The sequence below is a fragment of the Streptosporangium sp. NBC_01469 genome, assembly GCF_036227305.1.
Taxonomy (GTDB): Bacteria; Actinomycetota; Actinomycetes; order Streptosporangiales; family Streptosporangiaceae; genus Streptosporangium.
The window spans coordinates 517,912-538,073 of the sequence record NZ_CP109465.1 but is presented as its reverse complement, the minus strand read 5'-3'; the positions used below and the strand labels follow the sequence as shown (position 1 = coordinate 538,073).

At 67.7% G+C, this 20,162-nt stretch carries 16 protein-coding genes; 12 read left to right on the top strand and 4 right to left on the bottom strand.

The annotated features are described in order from the left end of the window. Positions 1 to 86: 86 nt before the first annotated feature. From OG587_RS02415 to OG587_RS02405, 3 genes are all read left to right on the top strand, one after another. Complete coding sequence (locus OG587_RS02415) at positions 87 to 1,562, top strand: MFS transporter (RefSeq protein ID WP_329086391.1); 1,476 nt, start codon at positions 87 to 89, stop codon at positions 1,560 to 1,562. 126 nt (positions 1,563 to 1,688) lie between these two features. Beyond that, on the top strand, positions 1,689 to 2,564 hold the full coding sequence (locus OG587_RS02410; RefSeq protein WP_329086389.1) for an SDR family NAD(P)-dependent oxidoreductase: 876 nt from the start codon (positions 1,689 to 1,691) through the stop codon (positions 2,562 to 2,564). A 394-nt stretch (positions 2,565 to 2,958) separates the two neighbouring features. Next, a complete protein-coding gene (locus OG587_RS02405; protein ID WP_329086387.1) occupies positions 2,959 to 3,651 on the top strand; it encodes a WD40 repeat domain-containing protein in 693 nt (230 codons plus the stop codon). A gap of 565 nt (positions 3,652 to 4,216) precedes the next feature. On the opposite strand, the gene OG587_RS02400 is transcribed toward OG587_RS02405, so the two are convergent. Continuing rightward, positions 4,217 to 8,524, bottom strand: coding sequence for an nSTAND1 domain-containing NTPase (locus tag OG587_RS02400; protein WP_329086386.1), 4,308 nt, complete (start codon positions 8,522 to 8,524; stop codon positions 4,217 to 4,219). A gap of 681 nt (positions 8,525 to 9,205) precedes the next feature. Next, complete coding sequence (locus OG587_RS02395) at positions 9,206 to 9,658, bottom strand: hypothetical protein (RefSeq protein WP_329086384.1); 453 nt, start codon at positions 9,656 to 9,658, stop codon at positions 9,206 to 9,208. A gap of 246 nt (positions 9,659 to 9,904) precedes the next feature. Between OG587_RS02395 and OG587_RS02390 the strand changes: the two genes are divergently transcribed. The 3 genes from OG587_RS02390 to OG587_RS02380 all read left to right on the top strand — a co-directional run bounded on the left by OG587_RS02390 (position 9,905) and on the right by OG587_RS02380 (position 11,836). Next, positions 9,905 to 10,315: an Imm10 family immunity protein gene (locus OG587_RS02390; RefSeq protein WP_329086383.1), complete on the top strand. Its 411-nt coding sequence runs from the start codon at positions 9,905 to 9,907 to the stop codon at positions 10,313 to 10,315. Positions 10,316 to 10,515: 200 nt separating this feature from the next. Then, positions 10,516 to 11,154 (top strand): DUF6461 domain-containing protein, encoded by a 639-nt coding sequence (locus OG587_RS02385; RefSeq protein WP_329086381.1) that lies wholly within the window; start codon positions 10,516 to 10,518, stop codon positions 11,152 to 11,154. A 157-nt stretch (positions 11,155 to 11,311) separates the two neighbouring features. Then, positions 11,312 to 11,836, top strand: coding sequence for a hypothetical protein (locus OG587_RS02380; RefSeq protein ID WP_329086379.1), 525 nt, complete (start codon positions 11,312 to 11,314; stop codon positions 11,834 to 11,836). A gap of 132 nt (positions 11,837 to 11,968) precedes the next feature. Here OG587_RS02380 and OG587_RS02375 read toward each other — a convergent pair whose 3' ends face one another. Next, entirely contained in the window at positions 11,969 to 15,028 is a 3,060-nt protein-coding gene (locus OG587_RS02375; RefSeq protein ID WP_329086376.1) for a S8 family serine peptidase, read from the bottom strand. A 422-nt stretch (positions 15,029 to 15,450) separates the two neighbouring features. Here OG587_RS02375 and OG587_RS02370 point away from each other — a divergent pair, with 422 nt between their 5' ends. The 3 genes from OG587_RS02370 (at position 15,451) to OG587_RS02360 (ending at position 17,529) form a co-directional block, all read left to right on the top strand. Next, positions 15,451 to 16,041, top strand: coding sequence for an RNA polymerase sigma factor (locus tag OG587_RS02370; RefSeq protein WP_329086374.1), 591 nt, complete (start codon positions 15,451 to 15,453; stop codon positions 16,039 to 16,041). A gap of 35 nt (positions 16,042 to 16,076) precedes the next feature. Beyond that, positions 16,077 to 16,991 (top strand): CU044_5270 family protein, encoded by a 915-nt coding sequence (locus OG587_RS02365; protein WP_329086371.1) that lies wholly within the window; start codon positions 16,077 to 16,079, stop codon positions 16,989 to 16,991. Between the two features lie 307 nt (positions 16,992 to 17,298). Next, a complete protein-coding gene (locus OG587_RS02360; RefSeq protein ID WP_329086368.1) occupies positions 17,299 to 17,529 on the top strand; it encodes a hypothetical protein in 231 nt (76 codons plus the stop codon). Here the strand turns inward: OG587_RS02360 and OG587_RS02355 are convergent. Beyond that, a complete protein-coding gene (locus tag OG587_RS02355) occupies positions 17,508 to 18,035 on the bottom strand; it encodes a CGNR zinc finger domain-containing protein (protein WP_329086366.1) in 528 nt (175 codons plus the stop codon). The two genes, OG587_RS02360 and OG587_RS02355, sit on opposite strands and share 22 nt — an antisense overlap. Positions 18,036 to 18,061: 26 nt before the next feature. Between OG587_RS02355 and OG587_RS02350 the strand changes: the two genes are divergently transcribed. The 3 genes from OG587_RS02350 to OG587_RS02340 all read left to right on the top strand — a co-directional run bounded on the left by OG587_RS02350 (position 18,062) and on the right by OG587_RS02340 (position 20,125). Further along, positions 18,062 to 18,526: a GNAT family N-acetyltransferase gene (locus OG587_RS02350; protein ID WP_329086364.1), complete on the top strand. Its 465-nt coding sequence runs from the start codon at positions 18,062 to 18,064 to the stop codon at positions 18,524 to 18,526. 637 nt (positions 18,527 to 19,163) lie between these two features. Next, complete coding sequence (locus OG587_RS02345; RefSeq protein WP_329086362.1) at positions 19,164 to 19,967, top strand: hypothetical protein; 804 nt, start codon at positions 19,164 to 19,166, stop codon at positions 19,965 to 19,967. Continuing rightward, the gene (locus tag OG587_RS02340) at positions 19,964 to 20,125 is read left to right on the top strand and encodes a hypothetical protein (RefSeq protein ID WP_329086360.1); all 162 of its coding nucleotides are present in this window, start codon (positions 19,964 to 19,966) and stop codon (positions 20,123 to 20,125) included. The genes OG587_RS02345 and OG587_RS02340 overlap by 4 nt, the downstream gene beginning before the upstream one ends. The last annotated feature ends 37 nt before the right edge of the window (positions 20,126 to 20,162 follow it).

Sequence of the window (20,162 nt, the reverse complement as noted above, 5' to 3'; positions counted from 1 at the left end):
AGTGGCGGAGGCAAGCCCTCCGCCCTTCTTTTGCCCTAACTGTAACTACGACAGTGGCAGTAAATGCCGTGCGGAGGACGCGTCGAATGACACCCACGTCGACCACAACCGAACGAACCGGCTCAGGGCCGGCCCTGCTGGCGGTGCTCATGCCGGCGATGCTCGCCACGGTCATCGCCAGCGACATGGTCAATCTCATGCTCCCGTCGATCGGAGCGGAGTTCGGGGCTTCGGAGGCGGAACTCGCGTGGGTCGTCACCGGCTTCCTGCTGATGTTCTCGGTCGGCATCCCCTTCTACGGCCGCGTCTCCGACCGGGTGAGCCTGCGGCGTCTGTTCGGTTTCGCCCTGCTGACCTACGCCGCCGGGAGCCTGGTCTGCGCGCTCGCCCCGGATCTCCTCGTACTCGTGCTCGGCCGGATCGTGATGGGGGTGGGCGCGGCCGCGATACCCGTGCTCTCGATCATCGCCGTCACCAGGCTGATGCCGCAGGACAAACGAGGAATGGGGATCGGCGTCGTCTCGGCGGCCGCGGGTATCGGCACCGCCGCCGGACCGGCCATCGGCGGCGGGATCGGCCAGTTCCTCGGATGGCCCGCGCTGTTCTGGCTCATGCTCGTGGTCGCGCTGGTACTGCTTCCCGCGGCGTTGCGCGTGCTACCGGGCGAGCCCCCGGCGGGTACGGGCCGGTTCGACCTTCTCGGCGGCATCCTCCTGGGCCTCGGCGCCGGGCTGGTCCTGTTCGGCATGACCCAGGCGCAGGTCGCCGGCTTCGCCGCCCCCTCCTCCTGGGGCAGCCTCATGGTGGCGGTCGTGGCGATCGCGCTCTTCGGGTGGCGCACCGTCCGCGTCGCGCAGCCGTTCGTCCCGCCCGCGCTGTTCACCAACCGGGTCTATCGGACCGCGGTCGTCGTCGCGTTCCTGGCCATGATCGTCAACCTCGGCGGCCTGGTATTCGTTCCGCTGCTGGTGGTCGACGTCAACGGTCTCGGCCCGGGGGCGGGGGCCCTGGTCATGATCCCGGCCGGGGCCGCCGTCGCCGTCGTCTCGCCGCTGATCGGCCGCCTCGCCGACCGCATCGGCACCCGCCCCCTGGTGCTGACGGGCCTCGCGCTCATGGGGCTGTTCGCCCTGTTCCTCTCGGCCCTCACGGGAGGTGCGTCGGTGATTCCCGCGGGGGCCGGGATTCTCGGGCTCAGTGTCGGCTTCATCTTCGTGATGACCCCGCTCATCAGCGCCGCGGCGAGCGCGTTGCCGGCCGACCAGGTCGGCGTCGGCCTCGGGATCCTCCAGGGAGCCCAGTTCCTCGGCGCCGGCGCCGGCCCGGCCCTGTTCGGTGTCCTGGTGACCGCGAGGCAGCAAAGCGGCAGCGCCGCCATTAACCCCCTGTACCCCGGCCAGGAAGGCGCCGCCTTCTCCGACGCCTTCCTGGCCATGGCCGTGGTCGTCGTCCTCACGTTGATCGTCGCGTTCCGGATGCGTCCCGCCCCCGTGGCCACGCCGCCTCACGACGCGGACAAGGTCCACCAGGACGCGGGTCGGGAAACCGCCGGTAGCCCATGATCACAGAATCACCGAGACGGCCGGAGACGGCCAGGATCCGGACGTCGCCTACGTTCCCGAGTCGGTGTGACGGAGTTTCCGGACGGCGACTTGTATTCCGAGACCTGTATTCCGAGGAGGATCGCGTTGAAAACGATTGTTGTGTCAGGAGGCACCTCGGGTATCGGGGAGGCGCTCGCGTACACCTACCTCGACCGGGGCGACCAAGTGATCGTCATCGGTAAAGATCCGGCGAAGGGGAAGAGGTTTCTCAACGCGGCGGAGAAGGAAGGTGCCGGCGGCCGGGCCTTCTTCATACGCGCGGACCTCAGCCTCGTCAGCGAAAACCAACGAGCCATCGGGGAAATCAAAGCAAGGTTCGCGGTGGTGGACGTTCTCGTGCTGTGCGCGCGATACTTCCGTTCCTATCGCACGGTGACCTCCGAAGGGTTCGAGCACAATTTCGCGCTGTACTATCTGAGCCGGTTCCTGCTCGGATACGGCCTGGTCGACCAGATGGAGAAGGCCGACGATCCTGTCGTCATGAACATCGCCGGCCCCGGTGTGAGCGCGGGGAGCATCCAGTGGGATGACCTCGGGATGGAACACGGCTACGACGGCTGGTCGGCCATGTTCCAGGGCGGGAAGCTGAACGACCTCCTCGGGGTCTCGTTCGCCGCCGAGCATCGCGGATACCGTACTCGCTATGTGCTCCTGTTCCCAGGCGGAACGCGGACCGGTTTCGCGGGTGAGTTCGACGCTTCCACCGCGGCCTATGTCGCCGAAATGAAGAGGATCGCGCAGCCGGTTGAGGTGGGGATCGTCCCGATCATCGCAATTATCAACGCTCCGCCCCGCGAACCACTGAGCGCCTTTGTGGAGAGTAGACGTATCAGCCTCCTGCACCTGTCCTTTGACAAGGGCGCCGCGGCGCGGCTGGACGCCCTCACGCGAGAGTTGCTGCGCAGCAAGATGATCGCCGGAGCAATGCTCAACGGCGGCCCGCGGGGCGATGTGCCATGACGGTCCGTCCTCGCCCGACTCGGCGGTCACGTCGTCGGTAGGCACCTGGTGTCAGGCCGTGCTCTCGTCCGAAGGCGGCGCCGAAGGCGAATTCCGACGTGTATCCGATCCGGTGGGCCACCGTCTTCGGAGCAGTGTCTGAGGTGCGGTGCCGGCCATGGTCTCCTCCACGTCCCCGGACCGGGCAGCACTCCGGCCGCCGCCCGGCCTCCAGGCTGTCCCCGGGTGGAACCCACCCTGGGAAACGATCACTGCCTGCGCGGGAAGCGATCTTCGCGTGGGCAGTTTCGCCCCAGCTCAAGGTCGCTCGTGAACACCCCACCAGGGGCCGTTCTTGAAACGGCTGGGCTGTGGTTGACGGGATCCCGTCTGATCATCGCGATCAGGCGGGATCTTGTTGTTTCAGAATGACGTCGTCTCGGCGGTGGCGGTCGGACAGGTGAACGGTCGGCCGATCGCCGTCACCGGTGGTAACAGCGTGGATGACGGCACTGTGCGGGTGTGGGACCTGGTCACGCGCCAACCCATTGGCGAACCGATGAGCGGACATCCCCACGGTGTTCTGGCGGCGGCGGTCGGGGAGGTGAACGCTCGACCAGTCGCCGTCACCGGCGGCTATGACGGCAAGGTACGGGTGTGGGATCTGACCACGCGCAAACTCATCGGCGAACCGATGGTGGCCAACCGTACCGATTTTGTCCATGCGGTGGCCGTCGGGCAGGTGAACGGCCGACCGGTCGCCGTCACCGGCGGTGACTGGGGTGATGCCACTCATAAGGTCCCTGTACGGCTGTGGGATCTGACCACGCGCCAACCCATTGGTGAACCGATGACAGGACACACCGGCTTCGTCGATGCGGTGGCGGTCGGGCAGGTGAACGGTCGATCGGTCGCCGTCACCGGCAGCGAAGACAAGAACATGCGGGTGTGGGACCTGGCCACGCACAAGCCGTTGGGCGAACCGATGGGATACGCCAATAGTGTCTATGCGGTGGCGGTTGGGGAGGTAGACGGCCGACCGGTCGCCGTTACGGGAGATGGTGACGGTGCCGTGTGGATGAGGGACCTGGGTGCCTACACGCGATGAGCCACGACCATCGAGGCCGGTGTTCTCAAAGAATCAACGCATCACCGCTGTTGGGGATCTCAGAGTAGATCAACTTTGTGGAGATCAGTCATCTGGAAAGAGCTGGTCCATTGCCTCGGCGCCTTCCAACATCACCGGTCGGAGTTGCTTGCGGTAGACGGTTTCGGCACGCTCTACCCCTCCAGGCGATTTCGACCCTAACGGGCCACATGTCCGGAACCTTCGAGGCACCCCAGGAAGCCGAAGGCAAATCCCACCCTACATTTTGGGCCGTTCTTGAGTTAGCCCAAGAACGGTTGAGGCCACCGCCGTACTCGGCCGAGTCTGGCGGGGGCATCGAGAACGCCGAGCGGCTCGCAGGGCTGACCGCGCGGCCCGCTGGGCCCAGCGGGCACAGTATCGTGCCCGGGAACACGGCTGACGCCCGCTACTACGGCCGAAAAATGATCTCCGTCGCCTCAGGAAGCGATCTTCGAGATACCTTCAGCGCCCCAGGCCAGACCTACTCGTGAACACCCCAAACGCGGCGCCGTGGTAGTGGCCTGGTGGTACGCGCGTGTGGCTGTCAGGGGCAAGTCGTTCGGAAGTCAACTTCAGGAATGTGCTGGGCCCATTCGGCCGGGGTGAGTGAGCGGGCGGCGATCGCACATAGGGCTTCAGGCAGGTTATTGGGGATTTCTACGTCCCACAGCCGCAGTATCCGGTCAAAACCTGCGGTGGCGAGTGTTTTGCCATCGGGACTGAACACCACCCGGATTATTCCGTAGTCGTCTCCGATGCGGGGGGCGCCGATCTGCTTGCGGGTGGCGACGTCCCACAGCCGCAGTGTCCGGTCAGAACCTGCGGTGACAAGCGTTTTGCCGTCGGGACTGAACGCCACCGACTCCACCGACTCGGTGTGGCCGGTGAGGGGGGTGGCGATCTGTTTGCGGGTGGCGACGTCCCACAGCCGCACCGACCCGTCGCTGTCGCCGCTGGTGGCCAGGGTGCGGCCGTCGGGACTGAACGCGATCGAGGCAACAGGCCAGGTGTGGCCGGTGAGAGGAGGGCCGATCTGCTTGCGGGTGGCCACGTCCCACAGCCGCACCGACCCGTCTCTGTCGCCGCCGGTGGCCAGGGTGCGGCCGTCGGGATTGAACGCCACCGGGACCATTGCACCGCTGTAGCCGGTGAGGGGAGTACCGATCTGTTTACGGGTGGCGACGTCCCACAGCCGCACCGCCCCTTCTTTGTAGCCGCTGGTGGCCAGGGTGCGGCCGTCGGGACTGAACGCGATCGAGGCAACAGGCCAGGTGTGGCCGGTGAGAGGAGGGCCGATCTGTTTGCGGGTGGCCACGTCCCCCAGCCGCACCGACCCGTCGTTGCTTCCGGCGGCGAGGGTGCGGCCGTCGGGGCTGAACGCCACCGACTCCACCGACTCGGTGTGGCCGGTGAGGGGGGTGGCGATCTGTTTGCGGGTGGCGACGTCCCACAGCCGCACCGACTTGTTGCCGCTGGTGGCCAGGGTGCGGCCGTCGGGACTGAACACCGCCGAGATCCTGTCTCCCGCGTCGGTGGGGAAGCTGATCAGGGTGGGGGTGGTGACGTTCCACAGCCGCACTATCCCGTCGTTGCTTCCGGTGGCGAGGGTGCGGCCGTCGGGGCTGAACGCCACCGACTCCACTCCGAAGCCGTCTCCGGGGAGCAGGGTGCCGATCTGTTTGCGGGTGGCGACGTCCCACACCAGCACCGACTTGTCGCTGGTGCTGACCAGGGTGCGGCCGTCGGGGCTGAACGCCACCGAGACCACTGCACCGGTGTGGCCGGTGAGGGGGGTGCCGATCTGCTTGCGGGTGGCGACGTCCCACAGCCGCAGTGACCCGTCGTTGCTTCTGGTGGCGAGGGTGCGGCCGTCGGGGCTGAACGCCACCGAGACCACTGCACCGGTGTGGCCGGTGAGGGGGGCGCCGATCCGTTTGCGGGTGGCGACGTCCCACAGCCGCAGCGTATGGTCGTAGCCGCCGCTGGCGAGGGTGCGGCCGTCGGGGCTGAACGCCACCGAGGCCACTCCATCGGTGTGGTCGGTGAGGGGGGCGCCGATCTGTTTGCGGGTGGCGACGTCCCACAGCCGCACTGTCTCTCCGGCTCCGCTGGCGAGGGTGCGGCCGTCGGGACTGAATACCACCGACTCCACTCCGAAGCCGTCTCCGGTGAGGGGGGTGCCGATCTGCTTGCGGGTGGCAACGTCCCACAGCCGCAGCGTATGGTCGTAGCCGCCGCTGGCAAGGGTCCGGCCGTCGGGACTGAACGCCACCGAGGCCACTCCATCGGTGTGGCCGGTGAGGGGAGCGCCGATCCGTTTGCGGGTGGCGACGTCCCACAGCAGCAGTGACCCGTCGTCTCTGCTTCCGCTGGCCCCGGCCAAGGTGCGGCCGTCAGGACTGAACGCCACCGCGGATATTCTCGTGCCGTTTCCGGTGAGGACGGCACGTCCAGGATTGCTAAGGACGGTGAGTAAGCTGGCGCGGAGTTCGTCGGGTTCAGGACTGATCCGCCAGGCCGCCACAGCCAGCAACGCCGACAGTGCGGGATCTGCAGTGAGGCGCTCGATTTTCGCGGCCAGGCCCTGGGCGACGGCGGTGTCGCGCTGCCGGATCGCTTGCTGCTCGGAACGGACCGCGGCTCCCGCGGCCGCCAGGGCCACCACCAGCAGGATGGACAAGGTGGCGAGCAGGGTCCGGCGCCGGAAGACGGCGCGGCTTTCGCTCCTGCTTCCCGCTTCCAGGAACTCCTGCGGCACGCCCGGCAAAGCGGGGTAGCGGTCGGGGTCGGCCTGCCAGCGGGGCAGCATCTCCAGCAGGTTGGCCAGGTGCTCCCCCCGGTACAGGTATGCGGCCTGCCGGCCGCGGCGATGCCATTCGGCCGCGTCGTCCACGAGCTCGCCATAAAGGGCGTGTCCGGCCAGGTCGGCCTCCAGCCAGCCGCGCAGCCGGGGCCACGCCGTCAGCAGCACGTCGTGAGCGGCCTGCACCGACTCCGTGTCGACCACGAGCAGCCGCCGCTGGGCGAAGACCTCCAGCACCCGCTCCACCTCACCCCGCTCGCCACCGCCCCCGGCGTGCAGGGCGGTCCGGGGCACGGCACGGCGGGTCAGCACACCGTCTCGGGAGACCAGCGTCAACTGGTGAAACACCCGCCGGGCGGTCTCCTGGCCCTCGGCGTCCAGCTCGCGGTAGGCGGCCTCGGCGCTGGTGGCGACCGCGTGGGTGACGCCGCCGGTGCGGGCGTAGCCCCGGCTGGTCAGTCGATTGCCCTCGAGGTGCTCCCAGGTGGTGAACATGGCCTGGGACACCAGCGGCAGCGCGCCGGCCTCGAAACGGCCGGGCCGGGTGCGCAGCTCGGCCAGCACGGCGTCGACCAGGCCGGGCTCGATGTCCAGCCCGGCGGCGTCCGCCGGGCCGGTGATCGTACGCCGAAGGTCGCTCTCCCCCATCGGTGCGAGGACGAACGGATTGCCCCGCAGCGCTGAGACGAGTTGGGGGTGTTCGGCGCACCGGTCGATGAAGTCGCCCCGTAATGCGACCACCACCAGCGCGGCGGGGACGTCGCCCGGCCCGCACGAAACGGTGGCGGCGCTGTGCAGCGCGGTGAAGAACGCCTCCCGCTCCGCCTGCGCCTCGGGCCGGTCGTCGCTGCGCTGGAGGGTGAAGATCTCCTCGAACTGGTCGAGGACCAGCAGCAGCCTGCATTCGGCCACGGCCTGCGCGGGCAGACCACGGCGGCGGGCGTCGGCCTCGACTGCCTGCCGCACCAGCAGATGCGCGCGCTCGGGACTGCCGGCCAGGCGCTCCAGCACCGTGGGGGCGTCCAAACCGGCCAGTCCAGCCAGCAGTATGGCAAGGCGCGACAGCGGCGAGCTGGTCGGCCGGTCGAGAGTGTGTCGTGGCCAGTGCCGGGCGGCCTCCGACAGTTCCCCGCGCCCGACCGCCGGCATCAGCCCGGCCCGCAGCAGCGAGGACTTCCCGACTCCGGATGCGCCGGTTACTAGCAGCAGCCCGAGTCCGCCCAGCTGCCGGGAGAGCGCGCTGACCAGTTCGGCGGTGGCGGTCTCGCGGCCGTAGAACACCTCGGCGGCGGTCTCGGTGAACGGCATCAGCCCCCGGTAGGGGGACCCGTCCCGCCAGCGTGCCTCAGCCTTCTGCCCGGTGCCGGCCCGGTCCGGGCGGGTGCGCCGCTCGATGGCGGCCACCTGCTCAAGCAGCAGCCGGGTGTCGGTCGCCTGCCGGTACAGCATGCCGGTGGCGAGCTGCCCTTCGGCGCCGAGCCGGTCCACGCCCTCGCGGATCGATCGCAGCTGAACCCCCAGCTCGGCCAGTACGAATCCGAACTCGCCGAACTCTTCACCCAGCCGCGCCAGACCGGCGGCCAGGCTCGCCTGCAGCTCGCGGTCGCCGCTGCGGATCGCCTCTTCGATGGCGGCACCCACCGCGCCGCTCTGCCGCAGGATGTCGGCGAGCTGTTCACGCAGCAGGTCGGCCTGCTGGCCGCCGGCTTCCAGCACCTGCTGGAACTGCCGCTCCAGTTCGGCCTCCAGCCCTTCGGCCGGGGGCTTGCCACCATTGGGCCCGATCCGGGTGACGCCTGCTTTCAGCACGTCGGTCAGCACGTTGCCGCCGACCGCGGTCGCAGCCCCTACCGCGGCCGAGACCAGCGCCGCAGCGCCGAGGCCGGAGAGCAGGAGCGGGCCGAACGCGCCTGCCGCCAGCACCGCCAGCAGCGCCGGCGGCGACCAGCGGCGTGCGCCGGTCCCGGCCGCCTTCGCCAGCCGCGCCACCCGGACCCGCACGCCGTCGCGCATCAACTCCGCGTGGTCATTGGGGAGATCAGCGCTCATCGCGCCACTATCGCAACCGCAGCACCTGCACGCTTTAAAAACGGGATCATCGCCATTGACATGTGACTGTTGCCCGGGTCAGCGGGCACGGCGGGCAGTGGCTGACCGCCCTGCTGGCCGGACTGCGAGCCGTGCCGCCGTCGGCGTTTCAGAGCCGGGCGGTGTGGCCGTGGGAGGCGGTGGCGAGCCAGGTGCCGTCGGGAAAGATGGCCACCGCGAACACCCACGCGTTGCGCGCGTTATATCCCGGCGCTGGAGTGCTCAAAGAAATCGCCTTGCCGGTCGCAATGCCTGTACTGATCCATGCCATGCGTGACTGAACCGACGTGAACCTCGTGAGGCGGCGGAGGCGGGAAACGATCAATGTCTTTCCGGGAAGCGATCTTCGCAGCCTCTTCTCAACCGCAGGCCACACCCACTCGTGAACACCCCACCAGGGGCCGTTCTTGAAACGGCTGGACTGAGGTTGACGGGATCCCGTCTGATCATCGAGATCAGGCGGGATCTTGTCGTTTCAGGGGCTTCCGAATCGGGTTCGTCCTGAGTTTGGGAGCCGCGGAGCAGGGGTCCGGGAAGGCCCGGGTGATGTCAGGACGCTGGTGGAGGTCGGAGTTCGCGTCGCTGGGTATGGCGATGCCAGCTTCGGGCTGGGTGTTGCGACAAGGTGATCTGAAGTGCGGGTTATGGGACGGGTGGTGGCCTGCTCCGGCCCGTGAGCGGTGAGCGGTCGAGGCGCTCTGCTGGGATCTGGAAGATGTCGGCGGATGTGTCGGGCTTGTCTGGGGGCTGGTGGGTGTGGCGCCACTGGTCGAGGAAGTGGTCGTTGGCGACGGTGACGAGCAACGCGACCAGGATGGTCTGGGCGGCGCGCCCATGGGCGAGCCGGTTCTTCGGCAGGCGGGTGCGGCGGTCGTGCCGGGCCACATCCAGCAGGCCGGTGAGCCGGTCGAAGGCGCGGTGGAAGCGCCGGTTGTCGGCCAGGCAGGCGTGCGGATCGTTGGCAGGTGGCCGGTCGGCGTCCAGTCCCAGATGCTCGCGGGCGGTCGGGGACAGACAGAAGGCGGCCAGCCGCCAGGCTTCGGCCAGGGTGGCTTTGCCGCTGTGGTGGATCGAGACCATCAGGCAGACGAGCACCGCCCGGGTCCTCCCACGGGAGAAGCAGCCATGCTCGCCTGCCGCATGCACGCCATGCAGCCGGCAACTTCATACTGTAAACGGCGCGGTACTGGCAGTCACTAGCGCGCTTCAAGATCCTTGCTTGTCGGCACTGTGGACAGTCGGGCGAAGTCTTCAACCCCCTACTGCTCGCGCGCCACAGCGTATTGCGCGGCTCATTACCGACCTGCGGATTTGTCCTGGCTTGCCGCTACCCTTCCCGCCATGACGATCATATTCACGGCCCAGGCCGCCGGAGCCGATGAAGACCTGGAGGGGGAATGCCTGTCCGCCGGGGTCAGCGAGACCCAGGATGGTGACGGCATGGTGCTGATCTTTCAGTGTTGCACCTATGAACCTGACGACCAAGACATCGCCTTGGGTATGGACACCCACTGCGTCGTCACCGCGAATCAAGGAACCGCCTATGGCGCCGTCCGTGACATCAGGCTCAGCGACAACGTGCTGCGCGTCGTTTTCGACCCCGACGACCTCGAGGCGCTTGATCTGGCCGAACCCGAAGTCGAGGTGACTCTCGATGTCGACCAAGAATCTGTCGAGCAACTGCGACAGGGACTGCGGCGCGTCCTCTCCTACGGCCGCGCCGACGCGCGGCCACACGTTCTAGACCTTTGAAGAGCCAGTGAGGCGAGATGACGTTTCGCCTCACCAGAGAAACGATCTTTGGAGCATCTGCTCCAACCCAGGGCAGCACCATTCGTGAACGCCCCCTGGTCATAGCAGCGACACAGACGATCCACCAGTCCCGTGCAGTCTCTGCGAGGACCTCGAAGATCTGTTCCCGGATCTGTTCCCGCCGAGCGAAGGAGCCATGTGTGAACACCGGACAGCCGCCGGCCGCCAACCTGCACGAGCATTACCGGCAACTCCGCTCCAGCCGGCACTGGCTGGACGTGGCCATGTGCTGGACAGTGGTGGTCCCAGACAGCGGGAAAGCATTCACCCTGGACCAGATCGCCGCCCGGCTCGGTGGGGACACGTCATACCAGCTTCATGAGGCAGCACCGCTCAGCGCCGTCATGCTCCCCTACGACGATGACTATCCCGTGCTCGTCGATTGGTGCGGCTCCGCCGCCATGCTCTTGGAGATCGACTACCTCGGATCAAGCCCCGCCGTACTCCAGCGGCTCAGTCAGGGAGCCCGGGTCTACAGCGCCTGGTGGAACGTCAACAGTCACAATCGGCTGAGTTTCGCGGCCGGAGGCGAGCTCATCCTGACGATCGACGCGTTCGGTCCCGGGAGGCCGGAAGACCATGCCGGCATCGGTCGATGGCCTGAGCTGCAGGAGATGACAGACTTCTTCGTCGACTTCGAGGAACGCGACGAGGACTACGATTGGAAAGCCGCCATGCTCGCAGTCATCGACCACACCACAGGAGCAAGGCTGACCAGCGAGTGGCTGGAGCAACCACACCCGTATACAACGGTCCGTATGCCCGACGCAGCACGCTGAACCCCTGAACGCTTGGCTGGGAAGCGATCTTCGTCAGGGCATCATCGTCGCTGCTCAACCACACTTGTAAACGCCCCCCGAGTGGTCCGCGGGTTGGCTTCCCGGAACTGATGGTGGGACCGATGTGCTTGGTCCTGGTATCGGGCAAGATCGCCCTATGCGCCTGGCTCGCAAACCCCTCGCCCTGCTTTTCACCGGCGCCATCGGACTCGCCTCGCTCCTGACGCTCTTTGAGGTGAGCACTCCCGGGCTGTCCTTCGGGGCATTGCTGCTGGTGCTGTACTGGCTGGCGCTCGCCATCACCTGGTCCGCACTGTTGGGTGAAGGCGCGCGGGGGCGGGCGCCCTGGATGTTCGTCCCGCTCGTACTGGTACTGGGCACCGTGCTGCTGGTCACGGTCGACGCGCCCCTGCACATGCGCTTCGCCTTGTCGGAATCGAGCCTGGAGCGCTACGCCCGGTCGGTGCGCGACGACGACGATAGCCATGATCGGTGGCGGGGCCTGTATCGGGTGGGCTACACGGAGAAGATCCCGGGAGGAACGCAGTTCATGGTCACCTCGATCACATGGGGATGGAAGAGCTACGGCTTCGCCTACATCCCGGATCGGGTACCGGGCCCGGACGAACTCTGGTACGAGCATTTTAAGGGTCCTTGGTACATCTGGACCGGGGGGCCCTGAACCCCACGATGCACGACCTCCCGGTTCCACGCCGATGTGTGCCGCGCGCAGAGCGATGTCTCTACGTTACGAGGGAAAGCCCAGCCCAGCCCAGCCCAGCCCGGCCTGGACGGACGTGGACAGGCTACGTGATCATCCGACCGCGTAGGCGCGGATGATCGTCTGCGTGAGGCCGGTGCCGGCGGCGTCGGTCGCCGTCACCCGAAGCGAGATGAATCCCGGTGTTTTCGGGTTGGGCACCGCGGCGGTCCATCCCGAGGGAGTCGGGGCAGCCGGGATCCGGCGCCAACTCGTGCCGTCGTCGGAGGACATCTCCAGTTGAACGGACTGCACCGCCGCCTTGAGGGCTCCCGGGTTTCGCTCGACCCACATAGGCAGCCGAGTCGCGGAACCCGGCTTGGCGCGGTTGGTGTCGTCGAGCCCGGAAGGGGCGAAGCGCACCGCCATCAGCGGCAACGGCTGCTCCTTCGCCGTGCTCGCCGACCGGAACGTCCAGACGCTGTGCACAGCCGTGGACAGCGTCGAGTACGGCACCTGCCTCCGCATCGACGTGCTCAGTACGTACGCGGCGGACTCCGCCGGCAGGTCGGCCTGGAGCCCGCACGTCTGCGGCCGGTCGAGCGCGCACTGGGCGAGATCTGTCTTGGCGAGTACCCGTCCGTCTCGGATGAGAGTGGCGGTGCCGGTGGCCGTGGCGTCCACACCGGTCCTTCCGGCGACGCCGTCGGCGAAGAGCCTGCCGGCGGAAAAGGTCAGCTCGTCGCCGGTGCGGCTGCCGCTGGGCCTGGCGAGGGACGGGCCGCTCACCGCTGCGTTCCACACCTCTTGGGTGTGCCCGCGCTTCATGGCTTTGCCGCCGTCGACCATCAGGGACGTGCCGACCTCGAGCCAGCTGTCCCAGATCAACCCGGGGGTCCGATAGTGCGTGAGCGTGCCGGGCAGGTCAATGCCTTCGGGGGGCTCGGACATGAACAGGGGCTCGGCGTCGCGAAAGCGGGGCCCGAAGAGCGGGGTGCCCTTGGCCGCCACCCCAGACGCCCGGTAGGTCGCCGTCACCTTCGCGAGATCCTGCTGCCTGGCGGCGTACGTGGGATCCTCAGGGATCCCGTCGGTGTGGTGATCGACGAGGTGGTAGACGTACGGGCTGGGCGACAGGTCCTTGCTGTGCCAGAGGGTTCCGAGCATGTAGTGCAGCCCCGCCCGGCGCACGGGAACGACGAAGAACCTGGCATTGACGTCCAGGCTCGTCGACCAGGCGATGCCCCACCGGCCTTGACCCAGCTGCATGTCGAAGCCACGTCTGGGCGCCGCGGTCGGGTCGTCAAGCGAGACCCGGACCGGCTTGCCCTGACGTGCGTCCACTGTCACCCGCTGGTCGCCGCTGTCGACCTTCAGCGTGGTGTGGGCGATCGTTCTCCCGGTTGCCCGTTCGTCGATCTCCGAATAGAGGCCCCATTCGCCCCTGGGCAGCCGGACCTTGGCGACCCCGTTCGCGAGGGCCAGCTCGTGGACGGCGCCGGTCTTCGGGTCGTAAATCTGGGTGTAGGAACTGACGGGTTCGCCGTCTCTGCCGATGGTGTTGATGGTCACGTCGTAGGACTCCGGCTCGACGTACGCGCCGGCCAGGGTGCGGATCACGGTCTCGCCCGACCTCGCGGTGACGGTCCCGGGATAGTCGCCCTTGGCCTTTCCCCTGGCGTCGATCGTGAGCGTGACCGACACCTGTCCTCTGGCGGGTACCTCGATCCGCCGGGTGGAGAGCTTCAGCACCTCACCCTCGGCGGTGAGGTCGAGGCTGACGGGAGCGTCTCCGGAGTTGGCGTAGGTGATGGTCCTGGTCGTCACGTGATCGCCTGAGCCATCCCAGGGGAAGGCGGCCCACATGTTGCCCGGCTCGGCCACGACCCGCTGGGCGAGCGCGCGGACCAGGTCCACTCGCCCGGCGCCCTGCTGGTACGGCGTCGCGCCGGCCGAGGGCGCGGCGCTGCCGATGAGTGCGGCCTTGAGCTGCTCGCCGGTCCACTCGGGGTGGCGCTGGGCGAGGATCGCCGCGGCTCCGACCACATGCGGGGTGGCCATCGAGGTGCCACTCATCGCGACGTGGGAGCCCTCGGCGGTGCCGGCGGCCGCGGCGGCCACGATGCCCACACCCGGCGCGGTGACGTCCGGCTTGATCGCGTGATCGCCCTCACGCGGTCCGGTGCTGGAGAAGGGAGCCGTCCTGTCCTCCCTGTCGACGGCGCCCACCGTGAGGGCCGCGTCGGCGCTGCCAGGACTGTCCACCGGGCTCAGCCCGCCGCTGTTTCCCGCAGCCGTGACGAACAGCGTGCCCGTCCGCGCGGACAACGCGTTCACCGCCTGTTCCAAGGGGTCGAGCTCCGGGGTGTCACTCCCACCGAAGCTCATGTTGACGACCCTGGCCTTGACCTCGACGGCGGCCCACTCCATCCCCGCCAGGATGGCGGATTCGGTCAGGCCGGAGGCGTCGCCCACTTTGCCGATGGCGAGCTTCGCGTCCGGCGCCACCCCCCGGTACTTCTCCCCGGCCCCGGCGACGGTCGAGGCGACGTGGGTGCCGTGACCGAGGGTGTCGCGGATGTCGGGATCCTCGCTGAAGTTGCGCTCCTGCGCCACCACACCCTTCAGATCGGGATGGTCGGGGTCGTAACCGGAGTCGAGCACGGCGACCGTGACACCCTTACCGGTCATCCCCTGCTTCCACGCCTCGGGGGCGCCGATCTGCTTGACGCTCTGGTCGAGGCCGAAGGAGCGGCGGCCGTCCAGCCAGAGCTTCGTCGTCCCCGCGGTCAGAGTGCGGGCACCGTCCGTCAGGTCCTTCCACGTCTGGGCCGCGCTCGCCTTGGGCACGCGGAGCGTGGTCATGCCCAGGCCGGCGAGCTGCCGGGTCTGTCGCGTCCCCCGGGGCGGGGGCATCGGGCCGTTGGCCGACTGGATGATCAGCGGGATGTCGGTCCTGCCGGCGTCCCCGTATCTCCATTCCAAGAGCTGCGTGACGTCGAACAGCCGCCTGTCGAGCACCCCCTCCGTGACCAGGGCCCTGGCATCGGACGGGATCACGTACAGGTGGCCCTCGCGCACCTGCTTCATGAACCCGACCTGCCTGCCGGGGCCGGGCTCCACGCGATACCCATTTCCGGTGACCACGACCCGGTCACCGGTGATCAAAGTCACGCTGCTCGTCTGCCGGGTGCTTGGCTGCTGGATGTGGACATGCTCACCCGGTACCGGCGTAAATCCGATCGTTCCTGCTAAGAGGGTGGCGATGAGCGGGTTGCTTAAGGTCATGAGCTGCCTCTCGGGAAAATAGGGAATGATCTGCTCCCCTGTTGCCCGAAGAGCGCTGCCGAGTTCGCGGTTGTCTGCTTTCGCGAGTTCGCGAGTTCGCGAGTTCGCGAGGTTGGAGCACCGGTCGTTCTTGGGCCCGGCGCGCGGGTAGCGCCCGATGCCCCCGCAGGACACCGTCGCCCACCGGAGAGAACGCTGTGTCGGCTGCCCGGCCGCAACGTCGACGATTCTCCTGTCAGGGCGTGGCGCTGGTTATCTGTCATTTCGACGAGCGTGAACTCGATCCGGCCCATCGGGAAACAGCGGGCATGACAAGTACGCAGGCCGAGGAGATGGTCGAGGCGGACGACGCGGAGCTTATCCGCCGGTCTCATGACGTCCCGGAGCAGTTCGCCGGCGTGTTCGACCGTTATATCGACCAGATCCACCGCTACGTCTCCCGCCGTCTCGGCTCCCAGGCCGCCGACGACATCGCCGCGCAGACATTTCTGGTCGCCTTCAGCCAGCGGGAGTCCTACGACCTGACGCACCGGCTGGCCAGACCCTGGCTGTACGGCATCGCGACCAACCTCATCGCCAGGCACCGGCGCAACGAGGAGCGGTTCCTGCGGGCGCTGTGCCGTACCGGAGTTGACCCCTTGCCGGAGCTGATGGCCGATGAGGTGGTCGGCCGTGTCGCCGCGCAGGAGGAGGAGCGCCGGCTGGCCAAGGCATTGGCGGCCCTGTCGCAGCGGGATCGCGACGTGCTCCTGCTGGTGGCGTGGGGCGACCTGGCCTACGAGGAAGTGGCTGTGGCACTCGGCATCCCGATCGGGACGGTGCGCTCGCGCCTGCACCGCGCCCGTAAGAAGGCCAGGGCCGCGTTCGGTGACGAAGATCCGACTGCAGAGGACGCATGATGGACAAGATCAGGAAATTTCGCGATAACCCGCCCTTGATCACGCATGAGGCACGTGACGCGGCCCGCGCCCAGCTGCTGCATGCGATGCGCGAGCCGGCCCTCACCGTCAGGCGCCAACGCAGGCCCCGCCTGGCTTGGCGCCTCGTCCTGGCCGCCTCGCTCGCGGTGGCCACCGTGGTGGGCTTCACCGTGACGCGGGACGCCGACCAGCCGGTCATCGTCCCCATCGCCAATGTCGGAGAGCTCGGCGAACGGGCCGCCAAGGCCGCCGAGACCGATCCCGACGCGATCGTTCTCTCACCGGGCAAATGGCTGTACACGAAGGAGATCATCGCCCCGCTGCTCAAGGAGCCCAGGCCAGAGGTGGACCTGGAGCAGCGCATCACTCTCGAACGGTGGAACAGCGCGGACGGCAAGCAGACGGCGCTGGACGACGGGACGGGCAGGCTCGTCCACCACGAAACCGGTCCCGGCATCACCGCCACCGCCCTCGCCGAGGCTCCGGTGACTCCAGAGGAGATGCTCACCAGGATGCGGGCGGCGCTCTCCGGCAAGCCTGTGACCCCCGTGGACGACGAATCCGACAGCACCATGGAGCAGCGACTCTTCCAGACGATCCACCAGCTCATGAGCGGGCAACCGCTCGTTCCCGAAGTAAGGGCGGCGCTGTTCCGCGCGCTCCCGATGATCAATGGAGTCTCGGTCAAGCAGGACGCCGTCGACGCGACGGGCCGCCACGGAAACGCGTTCGTCTACACCGGGGCCTGGCAACGGTCCGAGATCATCGTCAGCCCGGAGGACTACCGGTTCCTGGGAACGTACGGCGAGACCGTCGCCGATCGCACGTTCTTCAGCGAGAGAGTCGGGACGGTCAAAGCAGGCACACCGACGGTGTGGACCGCGCATCTGGAGAGCCAGGTCGTCGACAGGCCGGGGGACCGACCGTAGAGGGTGTCCGGCAACGCCGCGTGCCATGGTACGAAATCGCCGGTGACGACCACGGAGAATACGAGAACGGCACGCTTCGCCGTCTGATCGCACAACCACATCCAAGGTCGAGAATCTGGGAAGCGATCTTTCTGCTGCCTCGCCGGCCTCAGGTCAAGTGCACTCGTGAGCACCCCGCCAAGGGGCCGTTCTTGAGACGGCTGGACTGAAGTCGACGGGATCCCGTCTGATCATCGAGATCGGGCGGGATCCCGTCGTTTCGGGAGTTTCCGAATTGGGTTCGTCCTAGTTTGGAGCGGCGAAGTGGGTGTCTGGGAAGGCCTGGGTGGTGTCGGGCCGCTGGTGGAGGTCGGAGTTCGCGTCGCTGGGCATGGCGATGTCGGCTCCGGGCCGGGTGTTGCGACAAGGTGATCTGAATTGCGGGTCAGCCATGCGCCAGGACGACCGCACGATCGCCACCGGAACCCGCGACGAGCTGCCGGCCGTCGACGCCGGCTCCCGTCGCCTGCCGGCCAGTCAGGTGGGGGGCGTGGACTGACGGGCGCGGTGGCGGCGTACCGCATCCCGGTTGGCGCACGGATGGGAGCAGTAACGCTGCCGTGCGGTGCGTGAGGTGTCCGCGAAGATCGTCTCGCAACCGGCGGCGGCACACCGTCCGAGCCGGTCCATGCCCCGGCTGACGAGGTGCATCGCCGTGCCCACGGAGATCAGCGCGAACAGCACCGCGCCGAGCGGCTGCAGGTCGTCGCGATAGTGCAGGTGCCAACCATGAGCGTGGTCGGTCAGCCGGGGGTAGGCGGCCGACCGGGCCAGCATCTCGTTGACCAACTCGGCCTTCGCGCGCTCGCCGGTGGCGTCGACGACCTTCGTCCAGACGTCGATGACGGCGAAGGTCTGGTCGAGATCTGATAGTTCGACGGGGCGTTCCAGTACCAGACCGGCCGTGCGGCAGCGGTCGGCGAGTTCGTCGGCGCTCGCCGGTGGGCGGTTCGCCAGCTCCGCGGCGAAGTTCACCACGTCCGCGCCGTAAGGGTTGAGGTGCACAAGCTCATTACATCAGCCTGTACGTCATGACGCGAACAGCAACAGAGCGCGACATTCCGGAACTCGTCCGCCTCCGGGCACTGCTCTTCGACGACCTCGGCGGCGACTTCTTCAACCCCGCGAACGCCGGTGACGACTGGCGCGACGCACTCGCACGGGTTTTCAAGCAGAAGCTGACCGAACCCGACTGCCAGATCCTGGTCGTGGACGGCGACACCGGCCTGGCCGCCTGCGGCATCGGCACGATCGAACAGTGGTTCCCCGGCCCCCACTCCCGCAACGGGAGGATCGGCCACGTCATCGGCATGGTCACCGACCCGTCGTACCGGCGGCGTGGGTACAGCCGGGCGATCATGCTCGGCCTGCTCGATTGGTTCCGTGACCGCAACGCCGTACGGGTCGACCTCACCGCCTCCCCCGAGGCGGAACCGCTCTACCGGCAGCTCGGCTTCTCCGACCACCCCGATCCCTTGTTGTGCTGGAAGCCGTGAAGACATCGCAATACCGCTGGGTCATTCTGGGCGTCGCGACTTTCACTCAGGCCGCGGCCGCGTTTTCGTGCAGGGCATCGGCGCGATGAGTGTCCACCTGCAACGAGACCTGGAGCTGAACACGACCCAACTGGGCCTGCTGCTGTCGGCGGCTCAGCTACTTCCTCTGGCCGGTGTCCGGGAAGCGATCATCGAACCCTCGGATTCGCACAGCTCAGCCGTACTCGTGAACACCCCACCAGGGAGCTGTTCTTGAGTTGGCTCAAGAACGGTTGACGAGATCCCGTCCGATCGCTTGATCGGGCGGGATTTCTGAGGTTCCCCCCGCAGGACGGACACGGTCCGGCCAGGCAGGGCGTGAGTGATCCCCTCGTGGACGACCGATCTGTCCCGTCCACTTGGCCCGGCCCCATAGCCCACTGGGCTGATGGCTAAATGGTCCCCGTCAGCAGGAGTGCGAATATGTCAGCCGTACCGATGCGGCCACCATTCCTTCGTCGAAGCCTTCAGTGGATTGCCGCGCTGTGGCGTTCTACACGCCCGCGGACGCGCGCTCTCCGCCTGGCGCCATTTCTCATGATCGATTGTAGGGTGAGGCGTTTGCTCCCCTCCCCTCCGAATCCCCAGGAAGCGTCCCGTGTTACGTCGTCATCGTTCAGCCCTGCCCGCCCTGCTCGTCACCGGTCTGTACGGGGCCGCGCTGACGGTCGCCGTCGTCGTCGCCCTGATCTCTGGCGACCTCGGTCCGTTGTGGGGGTTGACGCTGTCCGCGACCGTGACCGAAGGCGTCGCGGCGACGGGGCAGAACCTGCTCCTCCTGGTCCTGGCCGGGCTGTCCTGGGCATGGGGGATCTGGCAGATCCTGCGCGGGCCGCCGGCGGGGCCGCCACCCCAGCAGGACCGGAACACCCTGCGGTTGCGCGTGGCGCTCTACGTCGCGATGGCTACGACGTGGCTGCTCCACGTCACCGCGTTGTTGGTCTGGGCGGATACGACGGTGATCATCTCTGCGGTGATGTGGGTGGTCGTGCTGCTGTTCATGCGGGTGCTGGGCGGCGACCGGCCGTACATGCGGGGCGCGGGGGTGCTGGGGTACGGCGGTTTCACCGTCATCGGCGTACTCGACCTCGTCGGCTGGCCCGTCCCGGATGCGGCGGAGTCGATCTGCGGCCTGGCCGGCCTGGTCTGGACGGTGCTGGTCCTGCGGGCCCAAGGGTACGACGACCGCTGGGGGACGGCGACCGTCGCATACGGTATCGCCGCCCTGCTGACACCGATCTTTCTGGTGCTGGCGTCATTGCCGTTCCGGGAGGAGGAAAGCGCTGTCGAGGCTCTCGGTGTGGTCTCGAGCGTCTTGATGATGATCTGGCTGGCCCGCTCCGCCCACGACCTCGCCGCCCCGCGCCACCAACCGGCCGCCCAGACCACATTGGGGGCATGAGCCGGCGAACAGTCGCGTTGTCGGCCATCGCCGCCGCGCTCGTGTCGGCGGCGATGGCCTGGCAATACCCTCGAATGCCCAGCTGGGAAACGATCAAGAGCACCTTGGGAAGCGATCTTTCCGTGAGCGTCATCATCGCTGCTCAACCACACTTGTGAACACCCCCAATACAATGATCGTCGGGGTGATCACGCG

What these genes read in the sequence shown, in the direction of transcription:
- OG587_RS02415 (WP_329086391.1), top strand. Translation starts at nt 87, where the DNA reads ATGACACCCACGTCGACCACAACCGAACGAACCGGCTCAGGGCCGGCC.
- OG587_RS02400 (WP_329086386.1), bottom strand. Translation starts at nt 8,524, where the DNA reads ATGAGCGCTGATCTCCCCAATGACCACGCGGAGTTGATGCGCGACGGC.
- OG587_RS02390 (WP_329086383.1), top strand. Translation starts at nt 9,905, where the DNA reads ATGACGATCATATTCACGGCCCAGGCCGCCGGAGCCGATGAAGACCTG.
- OG587_RS02380 (WP_329086379.1), top strand. Translation starts at nt 11,312, where the DNA reads ATGCGCCTGGCTCGCAAACCCCTCGCCCTGCTTTTCACCGGCGCCATC.
- OG587_RS02370 (WP_329086374.1), top strand. Translation starts at nt 15,451, where the DNA reads ATGACAAGTACGCAGGCCGAGGAGATGGTCGAGGCGGACGACGCGGAG.
- OG587_RS02350 (WP_329086364.1), top strand. Translation starts at nt 18,062, where the DNA reads ATGACGCGAACAGCAACAGAGCGCGACATTCCGGAACTCGTCCGCCTC.
- OG587_RS02340 (WP_329086360.1), top strand. Translation starts at nt 19,964, where the DNA reads ATGAGCCGGCGAACAGTCGCGTTGTCGGCCATCGCCGCCGCGCTCGTG.